General features: G+C 36.0%; 23 protein-coding genes. 7 read left to right on the forward strand and 16 right to left on the reverse strand.

All coding sequences use genetic code 11. From position 1 onward, the window contains the following. Nucleotides 1-25 precede the first annotated feature (25 nt). The 6 genes from DFR57_RS04975 to DFR57_RS05000 form a co-directional block, all read right to left on the reverse strand. Nucleotides 26-574, reverse strand: coding sequence for an alpha/beta fold hydrolase (locus tag DFR57_RS04975; protein WP_114352051.1), 549 nt, complete (start codon nt 572-574; stop codon nt 26-28). Between the two features lie 357 nt (nt 575-931). Beyond that, nucleotides 932-1,717 (reverse strand): GNAT family N-acetyltransferase, encoded by a 786-nt coding sequence (locus DFR57_RS04980; protein ID WP_114352052.1) that lies wholly within the window; start codon nt 1,715-1,717, stop codon nt 932-934. 461 nt (nt 1,718-2,178) lie between these two features. Further along, complete coding sequence (locus DFR57_RS04985) at nt 2,179-3,198, reverse strand: NADH:flavin oxidoreductase/NADH oxidase (protein WP_114352053.1); 1,020 nt, start codon at nt 3,196-3,198, stop codon at nt 2,179-2,181. Between the two features lie 79 nt (nt 3,199-3,277). Further along, nucleotides 3,278-3,688, reverse strand: a complete 411-nt coding sequence (locus DFR57_RS04990) for a GNAT family N-acetyltransferase (protein ID WP_114352054.1) — start codon at nt 3,686-3,688, stop codon at nt 3,278-3,280. Between the two features lie 208 nt (nt 3,689-3,896). Next, the gene (locus DFR57_RS04995) at nt 3,897-4,667 is read right to left on the reverse strand and encodes a SurA N-terminal domain-containing protein (protein WP_114352055.1); all 771 of its coding nucleotides are present in this window, start codon (nt 4,665-4,667) and stop codon (nt 3,897-3,899) included. An 83-nt stretch (nt 4,668-4,750) separates the two neighbouring features. Beyond that, nucleotides 4,751-5,212 (reverse strand): DinB family protein, encoded by a 462-nt coding sequence (locus tag DFR57_RS05000; protein WP_245937393.1) that lies wholly within the window; start codon nt 5,210-5,212, stop codon nt 4,751-4,753. Between the two features lie 138 nt (nt 5,213-5,350). Here DFR57_RS05000 and DFR57_RS05005 point away from each other — a divergent pair, with 138 nt between their 5' ends. Further along, complete coding sequence (locus DFR57_RS05005; RefSeq protein ID WP_114352056.1) at nt 5,351-5,743, forward strand: RDD family protein; 393 nt, start codon at nt 5,351-5,353, stop codon at nt 5,741-5,743. A gap of 170 nt (nt 5,744-5,913) precedes the next feature. Further along, a complete protein-coding gene (locus DFR57_RS05010; protein WP_114352057.1) occupies nt 5,914-6,201 on the forward strand; it encodes a hypothetical protein in 288 nt (95 codons plus the stop codon). A gap of 105 nt (nt 6,202-6,306) precedes the next feature. Here the strand turns inward: DFR57_RS05010 and DFR57_RS05015 are convergent, their stop codons facing one another. Beyond that, nucleotides 6,307-7,176 carry a CPBP family glutamic-type intramembrane protease gene (locus tag DFR57_RS05015; protein WP_114352058.1) on the reverse strand — a complete coding sequence of 290 codons (870 nt, stop codon included), beginning with the start codon at nt 7,174-7,176 and terminating at the stop codon, nt 6,307-6,309. A 266-nt stretch (nt 7,177-7,442) separates the two neighbouring features. Further along, nucleotides 7,443-8,264: a SurA N-terminal domain-containing protein gene (locus DFR57_RS05020; RefSeq protein ID WP_114352059.1), complete on the reverse strand. Its 822-nt coding sequence runs from the start codon at nt 8,262-8,264 to the stop codon at nt 7,443-7,445. Nucleotides 8,265-8,539: 275 nt separating this feature from the next. Between DFR57_RS05020 and DFR57_RS05025 the strand changes: the two genes are divergently transcribed. Beyond that, nucleotides 8,540-10,054, forward strand: a complete 1,515-nt coding sequence (locus DFR57_RS05025) for a BCCT family transporter (RefSeq protein WP_114352060.1) — start codon at nt 8,540-8,542, stop codon at nt 10,052-10,054. A gap of 39 nt (nt 10,055-10,093) precedes the next feature. On the opposite strand, the gene DFR57_RS05030 is transcribed toward DFR57_RS05025, so the two are convergent. Together DFR57_RS05030 and DFR57_RS05035 are read right to left on the reverse strand one after the other, a co-directional pair. Beyond that, the gene (locus tag DFR57_RS05030) at nt 10,094-10,798 is read right to left on the reverse strand and encodes a hypothetical protein (protein WP_245937394.1); all 705 of its coding nucleotides are present in this window, start codon (nt 10,796-10,798) and stop codon (nt 10,094-10,096) included. A 162-nt stretch (nt 10,799-10,960) separates the two neighbouring features. Beyond that, nucleotides 10,961-11,587: a spore coat protein gene (locus tag DFR57_RS05035; protein WP_425450940.1), complete on the reverse strand. Its 627-nt coding sequence runs from the start codon at nt 11,585-11,587 to the stop codon at nt 10,961-10,963. Between the two features lie 150 nt (nt 11,588-11,737). Between DFR57_RS05035 and htpX the strand changes: the two genes are divergently transcribed. From htpX to DFR57_RS05050, 3 genes are all read left to right on the forward strand, one after another. After that, entirely contained in the window at nt 11,738-12,655 is a 918-nt protein-coding gene (gene htpX / locus DFR57_RS05040) for a protease HtpX (protein WP_114352061.1), read from the forward strand. 223 nt (nt 12,656-12,878) lie between these two features. Continuing rightward, nucleotides 12,879-13,319 carry a YtoQ family protein gene (locus DFR57_RS05045; RefSeq protein ID WP_114352062.1) on the forward strand — a complete coding sequence of 147 codons (441 nt, stop codon included), beginning with the start codon at nt 12,879-12,881 and terminating at the stop codon, nt 13,317-13,319. A gap of 97 nt (nt 13,320-13,416) precedes the next feature. Continuing rightward, complete coding sequence (locus DFR57_RS05050; protein ID WP_114352063.1) at nt 13,417-14,259, forward strand: aldo/keto reductase; 843 nt, start codon at nt 13,417-13,419, stop codon at nt 14,257-14,259. A gap of 111 nt (nt 14,260-14,370) precedes the next feature. On the opposite strand, the gene abnA is transcribed toward DFR57_RS05050, so the two are convergent. The 3 genes from abnA to DFR57_RS05065 form a co-directional block, all read right to left on the reverse strand. After that, nucleotides 14,371-15,333: an arabinan endo-1,5-alpha-L-arabinosidase AbnA gene (gene abnA / locus DFR57_RS05055; RefSeq protein WP_114352064.1), complete on the reverse strand. Its 963-nt coding sequence runs from the start codon at nt 15,331-15,333 to the stop codon at nt 14,371-14,373. 387 nt (nt 15,334-15,720) lie between these two features. Beyond that, nucleotides 15,721-16,974, reverse strand: coding sequence for a CYP152 family fatty-acid peroxygenase CypC (gene cypC, locus DFR57_RS05060; protein WP_114352065.1), 1,254 nt, complete (start codon nt 16,972-16,974; stop codon nt 15,721-15,723). Between the two features lie 212 nt (nt 16,975-17,186). Continuing rightward, nucleotides 17,187-18,032, reverse strand: coding sequence for a nuclease-related domain-containing protein (locus tag DFR57_RS05065; protein ID WP_114352066.1), 846 nt, complete (start codon nt 18,030-18,032; stop codon nt 17,187-17,189). 171 nt (nt 18,033-18,203) lie between these two features. On the opposite strand from DFR57_RS05065, the gene DFR57_RS05070 reads away from it, so the two are divergent. After that, complete coding sequence (locus DFR57_RS05070) at nt 18,204-19,046, forward strand: peptidoglycan-binding protein (protein WP_114352067.1); 843 nt, start codon at nt 18,204-18,206, stop codon at nt 19,044-19,046. A gap of 82 nt (nt 19,047-19,128) precedes the next feature. On the opposite strand, the gene DFR57_RS05075 is transcribed toward DFR57_RS05070, so the two are convergent. The 3 genes from DFR57_RS05075 to DFR57_RS05085 all read right to left on the reverse strand — a co-directional run bounded on the left by DFR57_RS05075 (nt 19,129) and on the right by DFR57_RS05085 (nt 23,028). Continuing rightward, complete coding sequence (locus tag DFR57_RS05075; protein WP_114352068.1) at nt 19,129-20,073, reverse strand: NADP-dependent oxidoreductase; 945 nt, start codon at nt 20,071-20,073, stop codon at nt 19,129-19,131. A gap of 285 nt (nt 20,074-20,358) precedes the next feature. Beyond that, nucleotides 20,359-21,810, reverse strand: coding sequence for an ATP-binding protein (locus DFR57_RS05080; RefSeq protein WP_245937395.1), 1,452 nt, complete (start codon nt 21,808-21,810; stop codon nt 20,359-20,361). A gap of 24 nt (nt 21,811-21,834) precedes the next feature. Next, the gene (locus tag DFR57_RS05085; RefSeq protein WP_114352069.1) at nt 21,835-23,028 is read right to left on the reverse strand and encodes a beta-ketoacyl synthase N-terminal-like domain-containing protein; all 1,194 of its coding nucleotides are present in this window, start codon (nt 23,026-23,028) and stop codon (nt 21,835-21,837) included. Nucleotides 23,029-23,341 lie beyond the last annotated feature (313 nt).

Consider the following 23,341-nt stretch of genomic DNA (forward strand, 5'->3'; position numbering starts at 1 on the left):
GCACACCGTCGAGGGAAGGCGCACGCTACAGCGCTTTAATATCTTTAACTAATGATGGAATTCCTTCTTCAAATAAGTGACTATCTCCTTCAAGAGGACGGACAGTAGCTTCTGGAAAACTTGCTTCATACAAATTCACATGATGAAAAGGAACAATAGGATCCATTTTTGCATGATAGAAATAGAGCACTGGCCAGGTTTTAGCTGTAAGATCTATGTCTTGAGAAAGCTGAAAATCTCGTTTTTGCCAATCATCATCTTTCCCCCAGTAAGGAGCAGCTACCGAAAATATAGCTCGAACAGGAAGCCTGCATTCCTCTTCAGAAAAATATTTTACAAGTACAGAACCACCAAGAGAATGACCGATCAATATAATATCCCCATTTAGTTTATCTAAGGAATTCTTAAGCTGCTCTTTCCATTCGTCAAACCTTGGATTCTCAGGCTCCGGAAAGTCTGGTGCAATCACGTTAAAATCCTCCTGCAACTCTTTCCTTAAATGAGCGACGAAACCCGTACTACCTTGATTTGAACCCTGCGGACCCGCACTATGAACAAAAAGTACATTTCTCATATATATTTCCTCCTTTTTTTCTGTGATTATCTATTGCCTGTGAGCATTTATTCTCGACTTTGCGTTTTCATTCTCGACTTTGCGTTTTCATTCTCGACTTTGCGTTTTCATTCTCGACTTCGCGCTTTTATTCTCGACTTCACGCTTTTATTCTCGACTTCGCGTTTTTATTCTCGACTTTGCACTTTTATTCTCAACTTCGCTCTTTTATTCTCGACTTCGTGCTTTTATTCTCGTCTTCGCGCTTTTATTCTCGACTTTGCACTTTTATTCTCGACTTGGCGCTTTTATTCTCAACTTCGCTCTTTTATTCTCGACTTCGTGCTTTTATTCTCGTCTTCGCGCTTTTATCAGTATTTAGTTTTTAAGAAAAAATAATAATTCTGTTTTCTCCCCTAGTTTTTCAAATCCACATTTTTCATACATTTCCTTTGCCGTATCGGAATCATCTGCTATTAAATATAAATCTTCCACATTTTCATTATGAGCTTTTTCTAATAAAAACTTTAGAATAGATGTACCGAAACCTCGGCGCTGATAAGCTTCCAACACATCAAAATCTTCTAATTTTACAATAGAATTCAATGCCATATATTCAATATTACCAACAGGAGTGCCATGATGATAACAAACAAAAAATTGGAGATTTTTGTTTTCATCTTTATATACGCTAGCTTTTCTTTCAATTCTTCTTTTAGCAAAATCCACTCCTAAATCCTTTTTATTCGCTTCTATATCCATATAAATTCCATCTTTCATTATTTTCGAATCGATTGCTTCAACAATATGACAATCAGAATTTCCTCGTAATTCGCTGTGTCTTCTTGTTTCTATATGCAAAAAAATGTACTTATTCATAGTAGGTTTAACATGAAATTTAAGCATATCTTCTTCGTTTATCGAAAATAAAGTTTCCACTCTCAAGAAACCTTTATCTCTGGTTTCCTTGCTACTCAATTCGTTATTTACAAATTCTACGAAGCCCTCTTCAGACTTGCAATGCACAAAATTGTGATTATACATAGTAGGTAATTGGTGGTCTGTGAACCTTATCTTATCTTTTTTTTCCTCACTCACAGAAAACAAAGATACATAATCTTTTTCCATTTCAACTAGTTTTGCAAATAATTCCGCGCCCATCATAAAACGCCCCTTCACTATATCCTTATCGTGTTAAAAATCATTAATTATACTAATAATTCTATTATGAGAGTCCATTCTCCTTGTAGCATTTTAGTTTTCCTTGCAACTTTTCAGTTTTCCTTGCAACTTTTCAGTTTTCCTTGCAACTTTTCAGTTTTCCTTGCAACTTTTCAGTTTTCCTTGCAACTTTTCAAATTTCCTTGCAACTTTTCAGTTTTCCTTGCAACTTTCTAGATTTCCTTGCAACTTTCTAGATTTCCTTGCAACTTTCCAGATTTCCTTGCAACTTTCCAGATTTCCTTGCAACTTTCCAGATTTCCTTGCAACTTTCTAGATTTGCTTGCAGCTTTTCAAATTTCCTTGCAACTCCTCACACGAATGCTATCTTTTTGAATCCATATAAAAAGAAGACACTGAATCTCAGTGTCTCCCATTAATAAAAAAGCTGTATCTAATCACATTTAAAATCCGCGCAAATATTGCTCTGGAATCGGGGCCTGTTTGCCAAGTTCTATTCCTGCACTTATCGCCCAGTATGGATCACGAAGCATTCCTCTTCCGACTGCTACTAAATCTGCATCGTTATTAGAAATGGTTGCATCAGCCACCTTTGGATCATCTAGATTTCCAACAGCAATCACTGGAACATCCACCGCTTCTTTAATACTCCGTGCATATGGAACTAAATACGCTGCATGTCCTCCTGGATGTTTGGCAGGAGCAATCGCACCTTCTCCACCAGCACTAATATGAAAAATATCAACTCCGGCATCTTTATATGCTTTTGCAATCTTAATGCCATAATCAATTTCATAGCCATTTTCTACAAACTCGACCGCAGAAATCCGCATGATCAATGGCATATCAGCTGGCATTTCTTCTTTTGCAGCACGAATAACCTCGACACCAAATTTGCTAAGCTCTCCGTATTCATCGGTACGCTTATTTGTATATTCAGAATGGAATTGATGAATTAAGTAACCATGCGCGCCGTGAAGCTCAATCGTATCAACGCCCGCTTTAACAGAACGTCGAACTGCAAGACGAAACTTTTCCACCATCTCTTTAACTTCTTCAGTCGTTAGCGCTCTTGGTTCCTTATAATTTTCATCAAAACGAATTGTTGAAGGAGCAACAGGCTGATCAGCGTCCTCTGCTTTTCTACCCGCATGTGCAATTTGAATTCCAATTTTGGCGTCATAACTATGCACAGCATCAATAATTCGTTTATAGGCTGGGATTTGATCATCCGACCAAAATCCTAAGCATTGATCAGAAATGCGACCATCTGGTTCCACATTGGTCATCTCCATAATAATTAAGGACGACCCACCAACTGCTCGACTTATGTAATGTGTATCATGCCAAGCATTTGGTGTCCCGTCTTTATCGACCACAGAATATTGACACATCGGCGGCATCACGATTCTATTTTTTAATGTTAACCCTTTATATTCAAACGGAGAAAATAAATCTTTCATTAACTCACACATCCTTTTTCCAAAATAGAGTACCATTTAAAATTAGCACTTACAAAAAGGAAGCGTCAATGAAAAAGTCTCAGCTCTTGCGTTTGATTATGTAGCCATTTTCAATTTTTTCAAAACCGATTTTCGGATAGTACCCCATTGCTGTCGGAGAAGAAAGTAATATTAGTGCCACTTCTTCACCAATATGCTCTCCTACCATCTCAACTAAATGCTTACCAATTCCTTTTGCATGATAATCCGCATCAACTGCAAGGTCTGATAGATAGCAGCAATAGCTATAATCGGTAATCGCACGCGCGACACCAATTAACTTATCCCCATCCCACGCACTGTATAGTAAATCTGCATGTTTAATCATCGCATCTAATCTTCCTAAATCATCAACTGGACGTTTAATTCCGGATGCTTTAAATACCTGACTCAATTCCTCAGCAGTCACAGCTGCCTCTGTTTGATAACTAATTTGACTCATCTTCTCCATCCCCCTTCATATTACTATACAATACCTACTGGAAATTTTAAATTAGAAAAACTAGGGTTATCGCCAAGTCTTTATGGCGATAACCTTAGTTTTACTTATACTTAGCACTTGCGAAATTTTAACTTCATCGAGTTACTACATCGCTAAAATTTTATGCTTTTTTAATGTACAAAAAAGCCAGACCCCCAACAGAGTCTGACTTCTCGTCTTATAAATTAATCGTTACGTCCGCTTCCTCGCGTAACGTTTCTACGATATTTTGATATGCTCTTGCTTCGTTTTCTTTTCTTAATTGATCAGCAATAATCGTTTTTGCTTCCTCATATCCTGGAAGCTCTTGCTCATTTTCTGACTCCTCGTGCTCTTTCTTTAATTCTTCATACGTTTCTACTAATTCTTCTTCTGTTGGCTCCAAGTCACCAGCTTCTTCTGCAACAAATTTATCTACCTTCACCTGCAGCTTCACCTGTTCTGTCGCCTCTTCTTCCGTCATTCCTTGCCCCTCTACAGCAGTCAAGAAATCTTCTTTTGTTTCTAATCCATTACTTTGAGCTAACTCCACAAATGATTCTTCAAGTTCCTCATCAGAAACAGATACCTCACTATCATTCACGGCTTGCTTGATTAATTCCTGTGCAATCAAGCTTTCTGCCAGCTGCGTTTTAAAGTTCTCTTGATCAGAATCTATCGTGATCTGGCCTTGTTGTACCGCACGATCAAACTGGATTTCATAGACCTCCGTAAACTCCTCTTTTGTAATCTCTTCACCATTTACCTCAGCAACCACATCTGGTACGTCTTCTAGATCAGGCTGTGGGGTAGCTTGTTCCTCAGCAGATTCCTCAGAACCTTCCTCTGCCGCTTCCTCTTCTGTTTCTGTATCGTTATTTTCTTCTGTTTCCTCTGCACTGTCACTGCATGCCACTAACACAACAGCAAACATTGCAAGGATAATCCCAATTAACCACTTTTTCGACAACGTTATTCCCCTCTCTAATTCATGCTGATTGTTATTTTACCACATAATGCGCACTATTTGAAAATAGATGCTAAACCCTAACACTAGCCTTCCCGTAAAAAAGTAATAAAATCTACATTTATCGGTTCCCTTCCACCCATCCGAAGTCGCATATTAATCTGCCCCCGTTGGTACTGCCCATGAAGTGCCACATGTGTCAAAATCTCTGTCACAGAATTTTCATATGTTATCCCCTTGCTATTGGTGTAGCTAACTATTCTAGCTAGTTCCCGATCATTTATGCTTTTTAAAAATGGAGTGATCAACTGGTCGTTTTCCTCGATAAGCGAGCGACATTCATCTAAGCTAGTATTTCGAAAGAGCGGAATAGCTGAGGGGTCCTCACCAAGTATCCGCAGTATCCAAATTTTCTCCGCATATAATAGATGCGAAAATAGGCGCGTCATCTCCTGCTCTTCATGCGCCGCATAGACAAGAGCATCCACAATACGATTATTCGCCCATGAGACATGCTCAAATATGTTCAGAAAATTATTCATAGCCATACATCTCTCCTTTTTCCCAAAAATTGATTTCTTATGCGTGAAACACGTTAAATAGGGTAAACAGTAGATAAAGATTTGAAACTTAACCTTGTCTTTATTCGTATTATATAGATAAGTGACATTGGAGGAGGATATTTAATGAATGAACTAACAAAAAAACGAACGAAGGCAATAGGTATTGACCTTGCTATTTCTAGTATTGTAACTGCTGGTGTAGAGTATTTACTGCGTAAAAAGGTGAAAAGTGAAGCGGTGCATAACTTGGTAACACCTACTGCTGTATTGTGGGCACTAGAATATGTACAGCTTAGCTGCAACGGCCAGACACTTGGCTATAAAGCAATGGGACTTACACTTCAAAATGAAGATGGACAAACACCAACTTGTTCACAAATCGCGAAAAGAATGGTGTATCGAGACACGGTGAGTACGATAGATTACTTAAAGGATCGTAAAGGATTCGAAGGTGAAGACGGTTCTGTTTTGCCACATGACCGTTATGCGGGGACTTTGGTTAGAGAAGAGAAGTGACAAAATTAAAAAAATAATCATATTTTTTAAAGGGATCAGTTTAATCATAGGGCTGATCTTTTGCTTTTATATTGAGTCTACTTCGCAATTATATCTTAATTTCTATTCACCACCAATTAGATGAAACAAAATTAAGGAGATATACGTACTTCTAGGAAGGAGGAATTTCTATGTATATCTTCGTTACTATTTTCACCGTACTTGGCGTTCTTTTCTTATTTAATTGGTTGATGGGTTATAGGAAAGGAAATATAACGATTGATTTTGATGAGAGATATTTTAACCAAAAGGACTATAGAGCAGCGATCCAGAAAAAGCTCGAATCTCAAGGGAGAAATGTTTATTACCAGGGAAATAATCTATTCAACATTGATGGACATACCTATTTGTTAATAGAAAGAAACGTCAGTATGGGTGGTATTCCACTCCAACGAACTATCTTAAGGCGAGAAGAATAGATTATATTCTAAAATTATATAAAAATTATCCCTTATAAGAATTGATCATTCTCTAGAAAAAGAAGCTGTCATCCAATTAAGCAGTTTCCAGACAGCCCCACTATATCATTCAAATAATGCGGAGCCTCTTTTTTTAGCTATAACTAACAAAGCTACATACCATAACAAATTCATTCCAAATAAGGTAATAAGGAAAGTTGCATTAGAATATTCCATCGTCCAAACTGATAGATCCGTACCCATCCCATTTTCCTCATAAGAAAAAAAGAAGGCTAGCAATAAGTTATTCGCAGTATGTACACCAAATACAAATTCAATTCCATTTGTAATTTGAACTGTATATCCATATAGCATACCAAACAAAAGATAACCCAATCCAACCACTACTGGATTCATATCCATTTCAGGATTAGCAAAATGAGCACTACCAAAGATAATACCAGTTATAATTATGGTGAATAGCGGTCGTTTAAAGAACTTTCCTACCCATTGCAATAAGAAGCCTCGAAAAAAAATATCTTCTACAAATGCAAAAATTGGAATCGTAAGGATCGCAATAAAGAAAAATGAAAGAAAAACTCTAATCGAGACGGGATTAAAAATGAAATTTTCTGGTGTAAATAACATGGCTATAGAAAAAGTAAATATGATGCTTGCACTAACCAATCCGGCACCCAAAAATGTTAGCTTCCACCTAAACTTTGGCGCTGCTGTAATGAAAGTTCTAAATGGTCTCTTATGAATCCAGTTTGCAGCAATAAACAACGTTAAAATAGTAAGTAAGCTATATATACCTATACTAATAAGCTCAGCAATTGCTTGATATGAAGAATTTTTAGCTGCTCCTTTTAATAAATCATCTAATAAAACAAATCCGAAAGATCCTACGAACAATATAAAGATTATAAAGAAAAGAGTTAATATGTAATGTCGGTGCTTATTTCTTCCTACATGCGGATGAAAAAAATCAATCATAATCTCCCCCCTTTCATTAGATTTTTTCAAAAAAATCTAATGAAATTATATGCTTACCAAAAATTATTTTAGCATATTATTCCATTATTGTAAGATTATTTTATGAAATAACAAAGAACGGAGATACATTTTTTAATCATAAATAGAGGATTTTACTTCTGAGATTCTTTTCAAATGAGAAAGCACGCGTGACGAAAAAACTACACCATAAAATGCTCCCTTACCGAACATTTATGGTGTAGTTTACGGTGCTACTTATATACGTTTTATAAATTGATTGTTACATCCGCATCCTCACGTAGTTTATCAACTAGTGATTGGAATGCTTCTGCTTCTTTTTGCTGTTTTAGTTGATCTTCAATATTTGGTTTAACTTCTTCAAATTCAGGAATTTCCACATCTTCTCCACCTTGCTCTTGCCCTGCAACGAGTTCATCATATGTTTCTCTTAGCTCTTCTTCTGTTATTTCAGTATCGCCAGCTTCATTTGAAACAAGCTCATCCACTTTTACTTGGGTTTCAACCTGAGACATTACTTCTTCTTCATCCATGCCTTGGTCTCCAAGTGCTGTGATAAACTCATCCTTTGTTTCTAAACCATTTTGCTGAGCTAACTCAGTTAACGTCTGATCGATTTGTTCATCTGTCGCTTCAATACCACTGTTATTTGCTTCTTGAATAACTAGTTCTTGTCCAACCATGCTTTCTGCAATTTGAGTTTTCAATTGATCCTGATCAACCTCTTGACCACTCATTTGTGCTCGAGCCATTGCTTGTTGGAATTGCATGCTATATGTTTGTTCAAATTCTTCTTTTGTAATTTCTTCATCATTCACAGAAGCAACAACATCTGGAATACCTTCTAAATCTGGCTCAGGCATCTCTGGTTGCTGCGTACCAGCTTCCCCTTCTGGAGCGGCTTCTTCTCCACTTTCTTCTTCTCCAGCTTCTTCCTCCGTTGTTTCTTCTTGTGCTGCTTCATCTTCATTATTATTTTCTTCTTGAGATTCCTCCGCATCATCGCTACATGCACCTAATACGAGTACGGATATTGCAAGCAATAATCCTAATATCCATTTTTTCGACATCAATATTCCCCTTTCAAATTCAAGCTGATTGTCAGTGTAACATAGATCATTTTTAAGTAAAACAAAAAAGAGGTAAATTCTGATTACGTTTTCATTACAATATATTACAAAAATGCAGATATCTTTTTGAAATATTAGCACTTTTAAGTATAATGTAAAGTTGGTTGAATGATAGTAGAAAAGGGTATATTTATTAAGGTAGAAACTTTTTCCCTCATAAATAATGATAAGCTTATACATTCGACTCACAACTTTGAACTTAACGAGGTGGACAAATGAAAAATGTAACACAGGTATTTTGGTATGCGCTATTTCTATGTGCTGTGGTAGTAGTTTGGGGCGCTGTTGATCCAGAGCATCTACAAGAAGTTACTAATAACATTACTAGTGTCATATCAGAAACATTTGGATGGTATTATTTGTTACTTATTATGATCTTTTTAGTTTTCTGTGTGTATTTAATGCTGAGTCGTTTTGGAAGTATTAAGCTTGGTAAAGACGCAGATAAGCCTGAGTACAAACTCTCGTCCTGGTTTGCGATGTTATTTAGCGCTGGTATGGGAATGGGGCTCGTATTTTGGACAACTGCTGAACCTATTTCTCACGCCTTTAAAAGCTCTCCAAAATCCGAGGTCGGCTCTAATGAAGCAATTCGTGAATCACTCCAATATTCTTTTTTCCATTGGGGCATTCATGCGTGGGCTGTATATGGTGTGGTCGCACTAGTACTCGCTTATTTTAAGTTCCACAAGGGCTACCCTGGCTTAATCAGCTCCACTTTAGTACCTTTATTTGGAGAAAAAAGCATGAGTGGTATGGCAGGGAAATTGATTGATACGTTAGCAGTTTTTGCTACGATAGTAGGTGTGGCTTCGACATTAGGCTTTGGTTCAGCTCAAATAAATGGTGGGCTATCCTATTTGTTTAATACACCGAATAACTTCTTATTTCAACTGTTAATATTAGCAGTCGCAACTGGATTATTTATCTTGTCAGCTTCAACTGGGATAAGTAAAGGGATTAAATATCTAAGTAACACCAATATGGGCTTAGGATTTTTACTTTTATTAATTCTATTTATAGTAGGACCTACACTTTACATATTAAATATGTTTACCTCAACACTTGGTAGCTATATTTCAAACTTTTTTGATATGAGTTTTCGTATTTCTCCATTAAATGAAACTGGACGAACATGGATTGATAATTGGACGATCTTCTACTGGGCATGGTGGATTTCATGGGCACCATTTGTTGGAATCTTTATCGCACGTATCTCTAAAGGCCGTACCATTAAAGAGTTTATGTTAGGCGTTTTATTTGTTCCAGCGCTTGTATGTTTTATCTTCTTTGCAGTGTTCGGTGTATCTGCTTTAAACATAGAACAGCTTGGCATCGATAAAATTTCAGAGTACAGTCTAGAAACAACTACATTCGGAATGTTACAGCATTATCCACTAGGAACATTGATGTCATTTATTACTGTTTTTGTCATCGCGATCTTTTTCATTACATCTGCAGACTCGGCAACATTTGTACTTGGAATGCTGACAACAGCTGGTGCATTAAACCCTACTAATTCAGTGAAGATTATTTGGGGACTTACCATGTCAACGATGGCAGCGATTATCGTGTACTTTGGAGGCACCACAGGGCTACAAAATATGTTAATCATAGCTGCTCTTCCCTTTAGTGTGATTATGATTTTGATGGCCACATCCTTTTATAAAGAAGCAAGTAAAGAAATTAAGCGAGATAAAAAAAGAAAGAAACAGGAAAGAACATCATAGTAATTATAAGTCCCTATTCTTATCGCCAGAATAGGGATTTTAATAACTTCTTTTATACATTTCTAAAGCCTGGTCAATAAAATTAATGTCTGCATTTGCTATTCTTGCGATAACTTCTGCCCACTCTTTCGTATTATTTCTTTTCTTTTCGTTCATCAAACCTTCAGAAGTACTCAAAAAACTTTTCCAATTATAAAATTCCCAGTGGGCAGTTTCTTCTTTGTAAGGAATTCTTTTTTCAAACAGTGGTTTTCTCGAAATATGTTGTTGGGAAAACTCAGCGCCTTTTAGGAAAACCTCCATGCTTATTGGTGTTAGATCATAATTTTGTGTAGAGAATTTACCGTTTGATCGGTGATAATATACCCTCAGCCGCTTTTCCATCCTTTTCACTTGAACCTTTGCTGCGGGAAAAAAATTACTGAAGGCATCTTCAGAATACGAAGGATGAATACTATCTATTAGTATCGGTTGTATCCATTGATCGCCTAGATCACACAGGTATCTGAACCCATCTTCATCTAACACCACCACAGCAACATGCGCATCTGTAGTGAATAGATCATTCGCCACGGGATAAGCATGAATTTTATTTTTAGAAAATTCATCTAATAGCCACAATGCAAGGTCAAAGCAATTTCCAGAAAGACCATATCTTATGCGATGTTCTATTAAAAGTCCTACTTCACGTTGTTTGCTTTTAACTGGTTGATTAAAATACCATATCTTCGATAGTGTCTCCATAGGAAAGTCATCAAACTTTTTATAGGTTTGTAAAATTTGGTTAGGAGCAAATATAATAAACACCTACTTTTCACGTGATTAAAGATTTATATATTTACATGAAGTATAACCCAAAATCATTTAAAAATGGAAAAAGAGTTTATCCCTTTTTCCATTTCCAATCTAATGCATATTTTGTTGTGGTGCTTGCGTATAGCCTTGCATCATCGTTGTCATGTCCTGTGTGTTTAGCTGTGGCACTTGGTAATAACCATGTTTATTTTGATATAAGAAAAGCTCATAGCTCATCTCAATCATATTTGGTACACTGTCCGCTACAAGTCGTCTAAGTACCGGATTATTCATCTCAACACCTGTCATCGCAAGTGCGGAACCTAACGTTTTAGTATGACCTAACATGAATGAGGAATAACATTCATCACCAAACTCCTGCACAGACTGCTTCGGTTTTTTCGGTTGTCCTGGCTTCATACCATAAATAATTTCATTACTTTGCTTCATTTCATATTGCTGTGTTGGAATTTTAGGATCTTGTCCTGTTTGAAAGGATTCCACGATTGTATTGTACATTTGTGTCATGAAGGAAGATTGGCGACGTAAAATATCCTTTAACTCTTGATCCTGAATGTTTTGATCATACAATTGATACTGTTCCAAAGTTCCGATCAAAGAACCAATTAATTCATGCGCGTCAAGCATCTCATGAGCACCATGATTAAGACTACTACCTGGATTCTGATGTGTTTGGTTCATTTGATTCGCATTTTGTTGCTGATTATTGTGTTGCACACTGATAACCTCCTGTTATTGAAATTCCATTATATTCTGTCCACACATCCTCAATTTATGTAAATAAAATTGGCAAGAGTTGAATAAGGTAAAAATAGATAAAAAATGTTATGATAATGAAAGAGAATTATTTTAAATGGGGGAAAGTAAATGGGAAAACGCATACTATTATTTTTATTAACGAACATTTTAGTCATGACAACAATTGTAATTGCATGGACATTAATCACAACCTTTACTGATATCAATCCATCCTATCTAACAGGAGGATCAGGGTTAGGAATTGACTATGGTACTTTAATGATTTTTAGTATATTGATCGGTTTTGCCGGTGCATTTATTTCATTAGCTATATCTCGTTGGATGGCTAAAATGATGATGAAAGTTAAAGTAATTGATCCAAACAATTTTAAAAACGCACACGAGCAGTTCGTTTATGAAAAAGTTGAACGTTTTTCTCGTACTGCTGGTTTAATGCATACACCACAGGTTGGTATTTACCAATCCCCTGAGGTAAATGCTTTCGCAACTGGACCAACAAAAAAACGTTCCTTAGTTGCCGTCTCATCAGGGCTCTTACAAGGGATGGACGATGATGCAATCGAAGGAGTTATCGCACACGAGGTTGCCCACGTAGCAAACGGAGATATGGTAACCATGACGCTATTACAAGGTATTGTAAACACCTTCGTGGTATTCTTCTCTAGAATTGCAGCTGTAATCGTCTCTCGTTTTGTTCGTTCTGAGATTCAATGGATCGTTCAATTTGCAGCTATCATTGTCTTTCAGATCTTATTCTCGATTCTCGGAAGTCTCGTCGTAAGTGCTTATTCACGGCACCGGGAATACCATGCGGATCGCGGGGGCGCTGATTTAGCTGGCGCTGATAAAATGGCACATGCTCTTCGCTCATTAAAGGCATATGTCGATAGAGCGAAGGTTAATGATAGAACCGATGATTCAGCTATTCAAACGATGAAGATTAGTAATGGTAAAGGTGGACTTGTTTCATTATTTTCATCCCACCCACCACTTGATGATCGAATTGCAAAATTAGAACAACGCTAACTTATATAAATGCAGTTGCCCAACTGAGGCAGCTGCATTTTTGTATTATAGCAAAGCATAATATTTACCGAACTATAGTATATCGAAAACTAAGAATTATACTGCACGAACTTAGCAATAAGCGAAATATTTCTAATCTCCGCACATAAGCGTATATTTTGATGCGCTTGCAATTCTTCCTTATGATAGAGCTAACAATTAACAATACAAGGGAGAGATAAAAATGAATTTAAGAGTATATTTAGCAGGGCAAATTCATGATGATTGGAGAAAAGAAGTAGAACAAAAAGCGAAAGATAAAGACTTAGCATTAACCTTCGTATGGCCCCAAACCAATCATGAACGCTCAGATAATATAGGGGAAGACATTTTCGGAGAACAACCAAACAACTATTTTAAAGATGATGCCGCTTCTAGCATTAACAATTTTCGTACCCAGGTGTTAATGGAGCGATCCGATATAGTCATCGCCCTTTTCGGCGAAAAATACAAACAATGGAACACAGCAATGGATGCAAGTACTGCCATTGCAATGAATAAACCTACTATTATCATAAGACCTGAATCACATATTCATCCACTTAAGGAGCTTTCAAATAAAGCAAATGTAACCGTGGAAACCATAGATCAGGCATTAGATGTTATTGCTTATATTTTCGAATAATAATTAATTTCTTCCCACTTATTCAAATAAAGTGTTAGAAAGCTTGTTTTCGTGGTATTACTAGATGTAAGCAATCATTTCAAAGAGGAGTGTTACGATGACGAAGCAAGTTCCTATGATAAAGTTAAATGATGGTGTAGAAATACCAGCTGTCGGTTTCGGTACAGCTACGATAAAAGGAAGCCAAGGTGTTAACGCCTTTACAAGTGCGATCAGCAACGGTTATCGTTTACTGGATAGTGCCTATAACTATGAAAATGAAGGTGCGGTTGGTGAAGCGATTCGTCGTTCCGGTCTAAAGCGCGAGGAATTATTCGTCACCTCAAAACTACCAGGACGGTATCACCACTATGACGAAGCGATAAAAGCCATTCAAGAATCTTTATTTCGTGCAAACCTTCATTATTTGGATCTCTATTTAATTCATTGGCCAAACCCTAAACAAGATCACTACGTTGAAGCTTGGCAAGCACTTATCGATGCAAAGAAAATGGGATTAATTCGCTCAATTGGCGTAAGTAATTTCCTCCCTGAGCATATTGATCGTTTAGAAAAAGAAACCGGAGAAATTCCAAGCGTCAACCAAGTAGAATTGCATCCATTTTTCAATCAAAAAGAGCAGCGCGATTATCACGAACAAAAAGGCATCCTTACCGAATCATGGAGCCCTCTCTGCAGAGCAGAAGACGTATTAGAAAATGACGTCCTCCAAAAACTCGCAACTAAATATAATAAATCAGTTGGACAAATCATTTTGCGTTGGCACTACCAGCTAGGTAGCATAGCGATTCCACGATCCTCTAATCCAACAAGGCAACGAGAAAATCTTGAGATCTTTGACTTTTCAATCGACAAAGAAGACATCGATGCCATTAATGGACTAACACAGCCTAACGGAAGAATGAATGATCAGGATCCCGCTGTATACGAAGAATTTTAAGGAAAAAGGAGAGAGCATTTCAAAGTTGCTTCTCTCCTTTTTTATATCCTGCGTTAACCTATTTAATTTTGTGCCTTATATAGCCATGCGCCACTTAAATCGTTTCCATGTTTAATATGTTGGCCACCCTTGACTATCCCAATATAGATCATTGATCAACAATCTTGGTAAACCATTGCTATCTGCATCATACGCATGTCTTACAAAGATATTATTGTTGTATACATCCTGATGACCAGGTGCGACCCATTTGTCATTTCCAGTATCAAAAATCGTTCCTCCACCATAAAGCATGTTTTGACCAACCTTATCTTCATAAGGTCCTGTGATACTTGTCGAACGACCTACCGCTACCTTGTAAGTACTATCCAAACCATTACAGCATTTATCAAAAGAAACAAACAGGTAATAGTAGCCATTTCTATACGTTATGCTAGGTGCTTCAACTGCTCCATCTGGATGATCTGGTCTTGCAGCAATAGAGTGCATGGAACCAGTTGGCTTCATTGTATTTGAATCTAATCTCGTTAGTTTAATCCCACTCCAAAATGAGCCAAATGATAGCCACGGCTGTCCATATTCATCAATAACAAGATCCCCATCTATTGCGTTATAATTATCATTTGTAGTGGAACGGACCACTAAACCATCATCACGCCAATTTCCAGAAGCTATACTTTCCGTTGAAACTAATCCTACGAAAGAATTATTGGATCCAAAAGAAGATACAGAATAATATAGCCAATATCTTCCATCATAATACTGAATATCTGGAGCCCATTGTGCGCTCGTATGATTTGGCACATAATCACTCCACCAGCTAAGAGGTTCAGGAAAAATCACAGGCGCCTCATTCCAATTTAAACCGTCTTGAGAATAGATAACGCGTATTCCATTCCCATCCTCCTCTCCTGTCCCAAATGTCCACCATGTATCGCCTTCCTTAATGGTGGAAGGATCATGGATCATGGGATGCTCATCCATTGCCCAAAATGCTGCTGATACAGAGATGTTATAAATCCCAAAAAGAGCCAAAACCAAAACCAACACTTTACCTACTTCTTTCAACTTCATTCCATCACTCCTTAACATTTTTATTAAGTATGCGCTTACATTTTTATTTAAAATTAATCTCATACTTATTAGTTATGGAGTCTATCACACTTTACATCGCTTGTTAATTTATTTATTAGAAAATGATTCCAATTTACCATACTAATAATGAAATGATAATAATTAACAATTTATGGAACTAAATTGTTACCTCAGTCTATCAATCCATTACAAAATGATGTTACTTATTTTAAATTAATTATGTAATTTTTTTAAAAATATATCATTCAAATATAGTAATCAAGGCCATAGAACTTAATAATTTTCATTAGAAAAAGGCTAGGACTGTTAGTCGCTAACCTTTTTCTACTTTTATTCACTTTGCTTATGATTTTTTCATCTTTATTATTACTTAACTTTTATATTCCTAATTTCCACTTTACTCTCTGGAAGTGCGGGAATATCATTCATACTAAACTTGAAATCTTGTGTTGGAAATTCAAAAGAAATTTCGTTCACAAAATAATCTAAGGTTTCCTTCAGTATATCAATCGTTATCCACTCTCCTGCACACCGGTGACCAATATCAAATTCTCCCCCACCTTGTGGAATAAAATCAAATGGGGAAGCCTGCCATTCCTCGAACCGATCTGGATAAAATTGGCCTGGATTACTCCATAGTGCTGGATCATGATTGGTGCCATATAAATCTAATAATACCAGTGTACCTTCTTTAAAGTTATAACCATTCCAATCAAAGCTTTCTTTAACTCTCGCAGTAGTGAACGGAAAGAATGGATAATACCTTCTTACTTCCTGTACAAAATGTAGTAATTTCTCTTTGTCACTGTCTTTAAGCTTTTCCACTTCTTCCGGATAGTCATGTAAAGCTAGAACTAAAAAATCTACATAAACCGCAATTGCAACAATTGGACGTAATAAATTTAACAATTCCACTGCAACAATTTTTTTATCCAATAACTCACCCTGCAAATCCGTATGAAAGGAAAATTGATGGAGAGCACGATTTTGATTCACCTGCACCTCGCGATTTCGTACCCTTTCTACCAAATCCATCATCCAGTCTTCAGCCTTATTACGAGACATCCTCGCCTTCCAGTGCTTTGGTCCAATATCCGCTGCATTTTCAAACATGTCAGACAGCTCATCCACCCATTGTTCTGCTTCCTCTTCTTTAAACGGAACTCCTGTAAAGCGAAGCGCCAGACGAGTTAGAATGAGTTTTGAGGTGTTATAAACATTTACTTCTTCAGATTGGTTGTTAAGTTCTTTTCGCCATTCTTCTTTTGTCATGTTTTGGATTTCGCTGAGATGTTCCTTCGTCATCAGCGACATAAACATCGCTTTACGGTGATGATGCTCCTCACCGTCTAAGCCCTGCACTCCACCTTGACCAAATAATGTCTTTTGAATTCTTCCCGGAGCTGCACCTTTACGTGAAAATTTATCATTATTATAAAATAATGCTGCTTCTTCTTTTCCGATTAAACAGATAGCTTTTTCACCTAACAATTTTGTTTCAAAAATGCGCGAATCGTATTTATCCTTACGATTCATGATGAAAAAATAGCCTTCTTTTAATAATTGTAGGGTATGGTCCAATCCTTTGTCTTTTGGCATATCAGTATGTTCCTTGCTCATGCATATCCCTCCACCGTTACGTTTTGTTAATAGCTTTCCCCTTACTCCTCATATAAAAACTTAAGTAGAAGGAAATTATTACAAATTTTAAAATTGAAATGCCCTCTAGTTTTTAGTTACTTCACGATATAGGGAGAATAAGAAGTTTTAGTAACTTCAGACTTCTAAAATTTAAAAACCATTTTCTGTTGATAAGAAAATGGTTTTTAAATTTAGTATACTTTTGTTTGGCGTTGATGATCGTAGCAATAAACTTTCCCAGCAAACTTCTTATTAGATAAACAATACGTTTTCACTTTTTCTGATACGACCTTTTTACAAATGGAGCATGTAGCATCAGATTTCTCATTTTTTGTTACAGGTGGTTCTTTCTTCTGAGCTTTTAATGAATTAACATGACTTTCCCTTATAAGCTTATCCTCTATATTTTCACTTTTATACTTTTGAAAAAGACTTTCCATTTCTACACTAGTTAAAACTGGTTCTTCATGCTGCAATTTTAATACATTTATTTTTCGATTAATAAAATCGGACAGCTCAATATCGTAAACAAGTAATTGATCCGAAGAAATTTTCCGAAGATCTACTTCATCGATTTTAAATGTACTTCGTTTTGTAAAAGATACAACTGAAATAAAGGTCGAATGAAACTTCTTCTCTGTTATATTCTTCAATGCTTCAATATGACCATAATTTTGTATGAATGGATTCATCATTTTAAACTTCCCATTCACAGACCATGTTTTTCTATCTTTTCCTCCATATATCGTTCCTTGATAGTTCTTTGTTTCAATAACAAATATCCCATATGGAGTAATAAGGAGATGATCGATTTGTGAATACTTTGATTTAGCTTTTTTATTCTCAATCATTAAGTCATTTAAATACTTATATTCTTTAGGAAATTGAGATAATTGAACATCTATTTTATGTTCTCCTATTTCTCCTTTTCTTGTAGCAATGTGTTGGTTATGCTTCTTTTTTGGTTTTGATGCTTTTTTCTCCACTTTTTTCACTACTTTTTCTTTACCTTTAAACAAATTTGAAAATAGACCCATATGTATACTCCTCACCACATTTATACTAAGTCTATTTTCCCATAAAGCCATCAAAAATTAAAGAAGAATTTTCCAAGTACATTTAATGCAAATCCCAATTACAGATAATTAGAGATATATGTCGTTCCCTTATCCTTCTCCTTTTATATTCTATATGGAGGAGGAATACAAATGGCAAATTGGAAAGGTTATAGAATAACGAACCCTTATGGATGGATAAATCATCCGATTGATGGAAATAGATCCTTTCACGCCGGGATTGATCTTGTGGAGAGGCATCAGGCCCCAATTCCAGCATTTATAGGTGGAGAGGTGCTTTTTGCAGGTATGGGTAAAAGTGGTACAGGCTTAGGCGATTATGGAAATGTCGTTTTCTTAAAGGATACAGCTGGTAAGGGACATCTCTATGCACACTTAGATAGTGTCACGGTAAGTGCTGGACAAAAGGTGAACAGTGGAGATGTAGTTGGCACACAAGGAGCAACTGGAAGAGTAACTGGGTCTCATCTTCATTTTGAAGTGCGTAAGCGAACTTCACCTAGTTTTGGATGGACACAAGATCGTGAAAGTGGTTCATTGAACCCTCAAAATTATGTAGATAGCTTTACTCAAAAAGGCAAGACGGATAACTATATTAAAAAAATTCAACAATTTGTAGTAAATGAAGGATTTAGCATTGCTATTGATGGTATTGCTGGTCCAAAGACGAGAGCAGGATTGTATAAAGTACTCCAAAATGAATTAAATAAGCAATATAATGCTGGCTTAAAAGTAGATGGTATACCAGGACCTAAAACAAAAGCAAAATTAGTCAATGTTGAGCTTGCTGCGACTGGGAATATTACAAAGGTCATTCAAGCGCTATTGAATATTGCTGGTTATTATCAAGGAAACCTTGATGGAATATTTGGACAGAAAACTCTTGCGGCTATAAAAGAATTTCAAAAAAATAAAAACTTAACAATCGATGGAATTGTGGGACCTAACACATGGAGTGAATTATTTAAGATCTAAAGGAATAATTATCAACAAAAAGCCCTGCTCTAAATGAAATTACTTAGAACAGGGCTTTTACCTAACTTCACTAGTATAAGTTTTACTCAGCTGTAATAACTATCTTACCGACAGCATGATGCGTTTCACTTAGTTCATGTGCATCGTACACACCTTTTTGCGTTAAGGGATAGGTGCTCCCAACAATGCTTTTCATTTTTCCTTCTTCTAGTAGACTAGCTAAGAAGCTTAATTGTTTGCCATCAGGCTGTAACCATATACCTTTTGCCAATACATTTTTTTCTTTTGCTTTGTCTTGATTTGGTTCTCCTACAACGGAAATGATACGTCCGCTATTTTCTTTCAGTACTTCAAAGCTATCTTCTTGTGTTTTTCCTCCAATTGTTTCAAGCACAAGGTCAACATCCTGCACCACTTCTTTAAAGTCTGTTTTGCGGTAATCGATAATTTCATCCGCACCTAGAGACTCAAGAAACTCGTGATTCTTTTGACTAGCAGTTGTCACGACATAAGCGCCTGCATGCTTGGCTAGTTGAATAGCATAGATACCAACACCACCAGCACCAGCATGAATCAGTACTTTCTCTCCTTCTTTCAGATTACCATGATGAAATAATCCCTGGTATGCCGTTAAACCAGCAAGTGGCACAGCAGCAGCTTCCTCAAATGAGATATTAGCAGGTTTTTTCGCTAATAAATGATCATCCACAACAACATGCTCCGCATAGGTTCCAAAGCGTGTTGTATCTGGACGAGCAAATACTTCATCTCCTACTTTCCAATCCGTTACCTCTGAACCTACTTCTTCAATAATTCCAGATACATCCCATCCAAGAATGATAGGGAATTCCCATGGTAGCATTTCTTTTAAATATCCCTCACGAAGTTTCCAATCTATCGGGTTAACGGAAGTAGCTTTTTCACGAATTAATACTTGATTCGCACCTAGCTCTGGTAAAGTGACAGTACCTTCTTCCAAAACACTTTTATCTCCATACTTATTAATAATCACTGCTTTTGTTTCCATATTCCGTTCACTCCTTTTATAAAGTCTAACGTCCTTTTTCTTCTGTTACATAATCTATTATCATACCTACCCTTCTTTTCTTTCAACCAATCTGTTTATAAAAAAAAGGAATAGTTGGTAGAAAAATCAACTAGCATTTATCAAACAATAAAAGGACTATAGGCAGTATACCCTCTTTTCATTTTTATAATACTGTTCTTATAATTTCATAATCATGAAGCTTCACATTAACACCACAAAAAATCCCCGCACTACTTAAAAAGTGTGGGGATTTTAATAGTTATTCTATTCATTTTTTAAATTCATAATTCCATTTTTAGGTAATTCAAGCTGAAAATGTGTGCCTTCTGAGCTACTTTCCACTACATTGATATTCCCAAGATGTTCAATCATTGTTTTTTTAACGAATGGTAATCCCAAGCCCATGCCTCTTTCATTATAAGATATAAATGGATCAAAAATGCTTTCCCAATTTCCTTTAGGAATGCCTTTCCCTTTATCCTTCAGATGAATAATTATCGTTTCCTCAATTATCTCTGTATTTATTATTATTTTCTTATCTTCTCTATCGTTTGGCATTGCTTCTATACTATTTTTGATTAAATTAATAAACAATTGCTCAAAATTAGTCTTATTCACATGAGCTTCTAGTGGCGCATAATTATTCGTAAATTGAACAGTTACTTCATGCTCTTTAAGCATCTCTGATAAAAAACCAATTGCACGGTTAATAATTATTTCGATGTTTTCCTTCTTTATAGAAACAGAAGAAGACTTTAAGTATTCCTTATAATTATTCGTTAACCCTTCCAAATGCTCGGAGGATTTCTGAATCATATCAACCGCAACTTTATCTTTTTTTCCCAATGCCTCTTTATTATCAAGCAAGCTAGAAAATCCCATAATAATTTGATTGGTATTTTTAACCTCGTGGATCAAACTACCCGCTAAACTACCAGTATAGTCTAGCTTTTTCTGTCTTTCCATCAATTGATAATAACGAGCCTTCATCTGTGTATTCATTTTTATAAATTCATGCACAATAAATGTTGAGAACATGATAACTCCGATACTACTAGATATCACACCCATTTCAGGGAAAAAGTTAAGAAATCCAGATACAATTAAAAAGACAGAATAAATACAGAAGACTCGTAGAAAGCTTCTCATATTAGAATCAATCATCAATTTCGTAGTTAAATAGACGATGACCATGAGTAGAACAAAGCCCAACATATGAACAAAGTATACCCAGGATAGTGGTCCATACACAGGGAAATAATGATCTATTGGCAGAAAGGTTGTCCTATTTGTATGTAAACTATCAATTCCAACCGGAAACCAGTTTATTAAATAAACAATCCCACTCCAGGCAGTCAAAAAATAAAGGGTGCGTTTATCAAATATTTTAAGAAGCACTATCCAAAACCTATTACTTCTTTTTAGTATAGTTGGCTCATCATTTAAGATCGTACAAGTTATGTAAAATACGATTGGTACAGAAAAGGTTGGCCCTAGACGAAGTAATTTAAATAAGATAAGAGCCGTTTCCTCTGATAAACCATCGGCAAAATAAAGTATCCCTACATCTATTTGCCAAATTGCTACTAAAAGCATATAGACAAATAAAGCAGTAGATAATTTTGACTCTTTATATATACTTTTCATACTAAGTGCTAAAACCAACGGCATTAGCCCTATCGTACAAATTAGTAACCCGATAATCATTGAATTCATCACTTCCCGTCTAGGGTGTTTACCTTAAGAAATGTATTTTTTAAGATAAGCACAAGCGTTGTTCCCACCATATCCATGATTGGTGATGGCAATTTCGTTTATCTCTTGGTAAGTTGTTTCCATTATAATATTCATCTTTTCATAGCCCTTTTTATCGGTGCGAATAGTAGGTGGAATAAAATTATATTCCATACTTACAAAAGATGCAATCACTTGTAAGATCCCAATTGCACCAAAAGGATTTCCATACATGCTTTTAATAGAAGTATACGGTACTTTATGTTCAAATAAAAGGTTAGAGCATTTTTCTTCTATTCTATCATTAATCTGAATCCCTAGTGCTTGACTACTAATATAATCGGGATTTCGATTTACTATTATCGTTTTTAATGCATTCAACATTTGATCCCCATCAACATCTAAAGAAAAAATATAATTTCCATCATTATTTGATACTACTTCAACCACTTCACCTTTAATAGAAGCCTTTCTATGTAAGGCATCTTCTTCTCTTTCTAGTATAATCACACCTGCAGCCTCTGACATTGCAAAACCTTTACTATCTTCATGAAAAGGAACCGCACCTGCATGAAGCGCTTGATTAAGTGGAAGAACTCTTGTTTTTGAAAATGCATAGGTTGTCGCCTGGCTAATCGGGCTATCCGTTCCACCTACGATAGCTATATCGATTTTACCGCTTTCTAAAAAAAGCATTGCTTCTTCTATTGCTTCCATGCTTGCAGTACAGCCTGTACTTATGGTTTTTACGATTCCTTTCACGCCAATGAAGTGGGCAATAGCAGCTGTCACACTATGCATATTCGCATAATGTGTAAATGTAACTGGCATTTTATGATAATTATCTTCATTTGCGTCTTTTATAGTATTTTGATACAACTTTTCGCCCGAGGCCCCAAGAGAAATTCCAAAAAACACCCCGACTTTTTTATCATTTATATCTATTTTAGCAGATTCTATCGCTTCTTTTGCTGCTACTATACCAAGCTTTGTAACTCTAGGCAATCGATTTATTTTTCTATCCTTTTCTAATGCCTCTAGACCTTCCTTCACATAACCAACGATATTTGACTCATCATGAGGACCGGCACTCTCCACAACCTCAAGCGCACAAATACCCTCTTTCAAATTAGACACGTATTGTTTAACATTAGTTGTTTTTGGAGCAATAACACCGTAACCGGTACATACTATTTTCATGTATTTTTCTCCTCAATCAGTTATTTATACCCATTTAATTATAGCACTAACATCACAAGTTTGTTCTTAAAAGACAATAATTTTATACAAAAATTTGTAAATGATAGAATAACTTAATAAAAAAACTACAATAGAAATAGAAAGGTAATGAATAGGGCATTTTTTAAAATAAAAATGAAATAACCTGAAAAAACGATTGGGTAATAGGTTGTCAGACAAACAAAAGATGCCTAACCACTTCGTTATGATGAGGTGGTTAGGCATCTTTACTAGAAATTACCTAATTCGTTCGCAATTAAGGTTAATATTTATC

The organism is Saliterribacillus persicus (genome assembly GCF_003337485.1).
In the GTDB taxonomy this organism is placed as follows: Bacteria; Bacillota; Bacilli; order Bacillales; family Amphibacillaceae; genus Saliterribacillus; species Saliterribacillus persicus.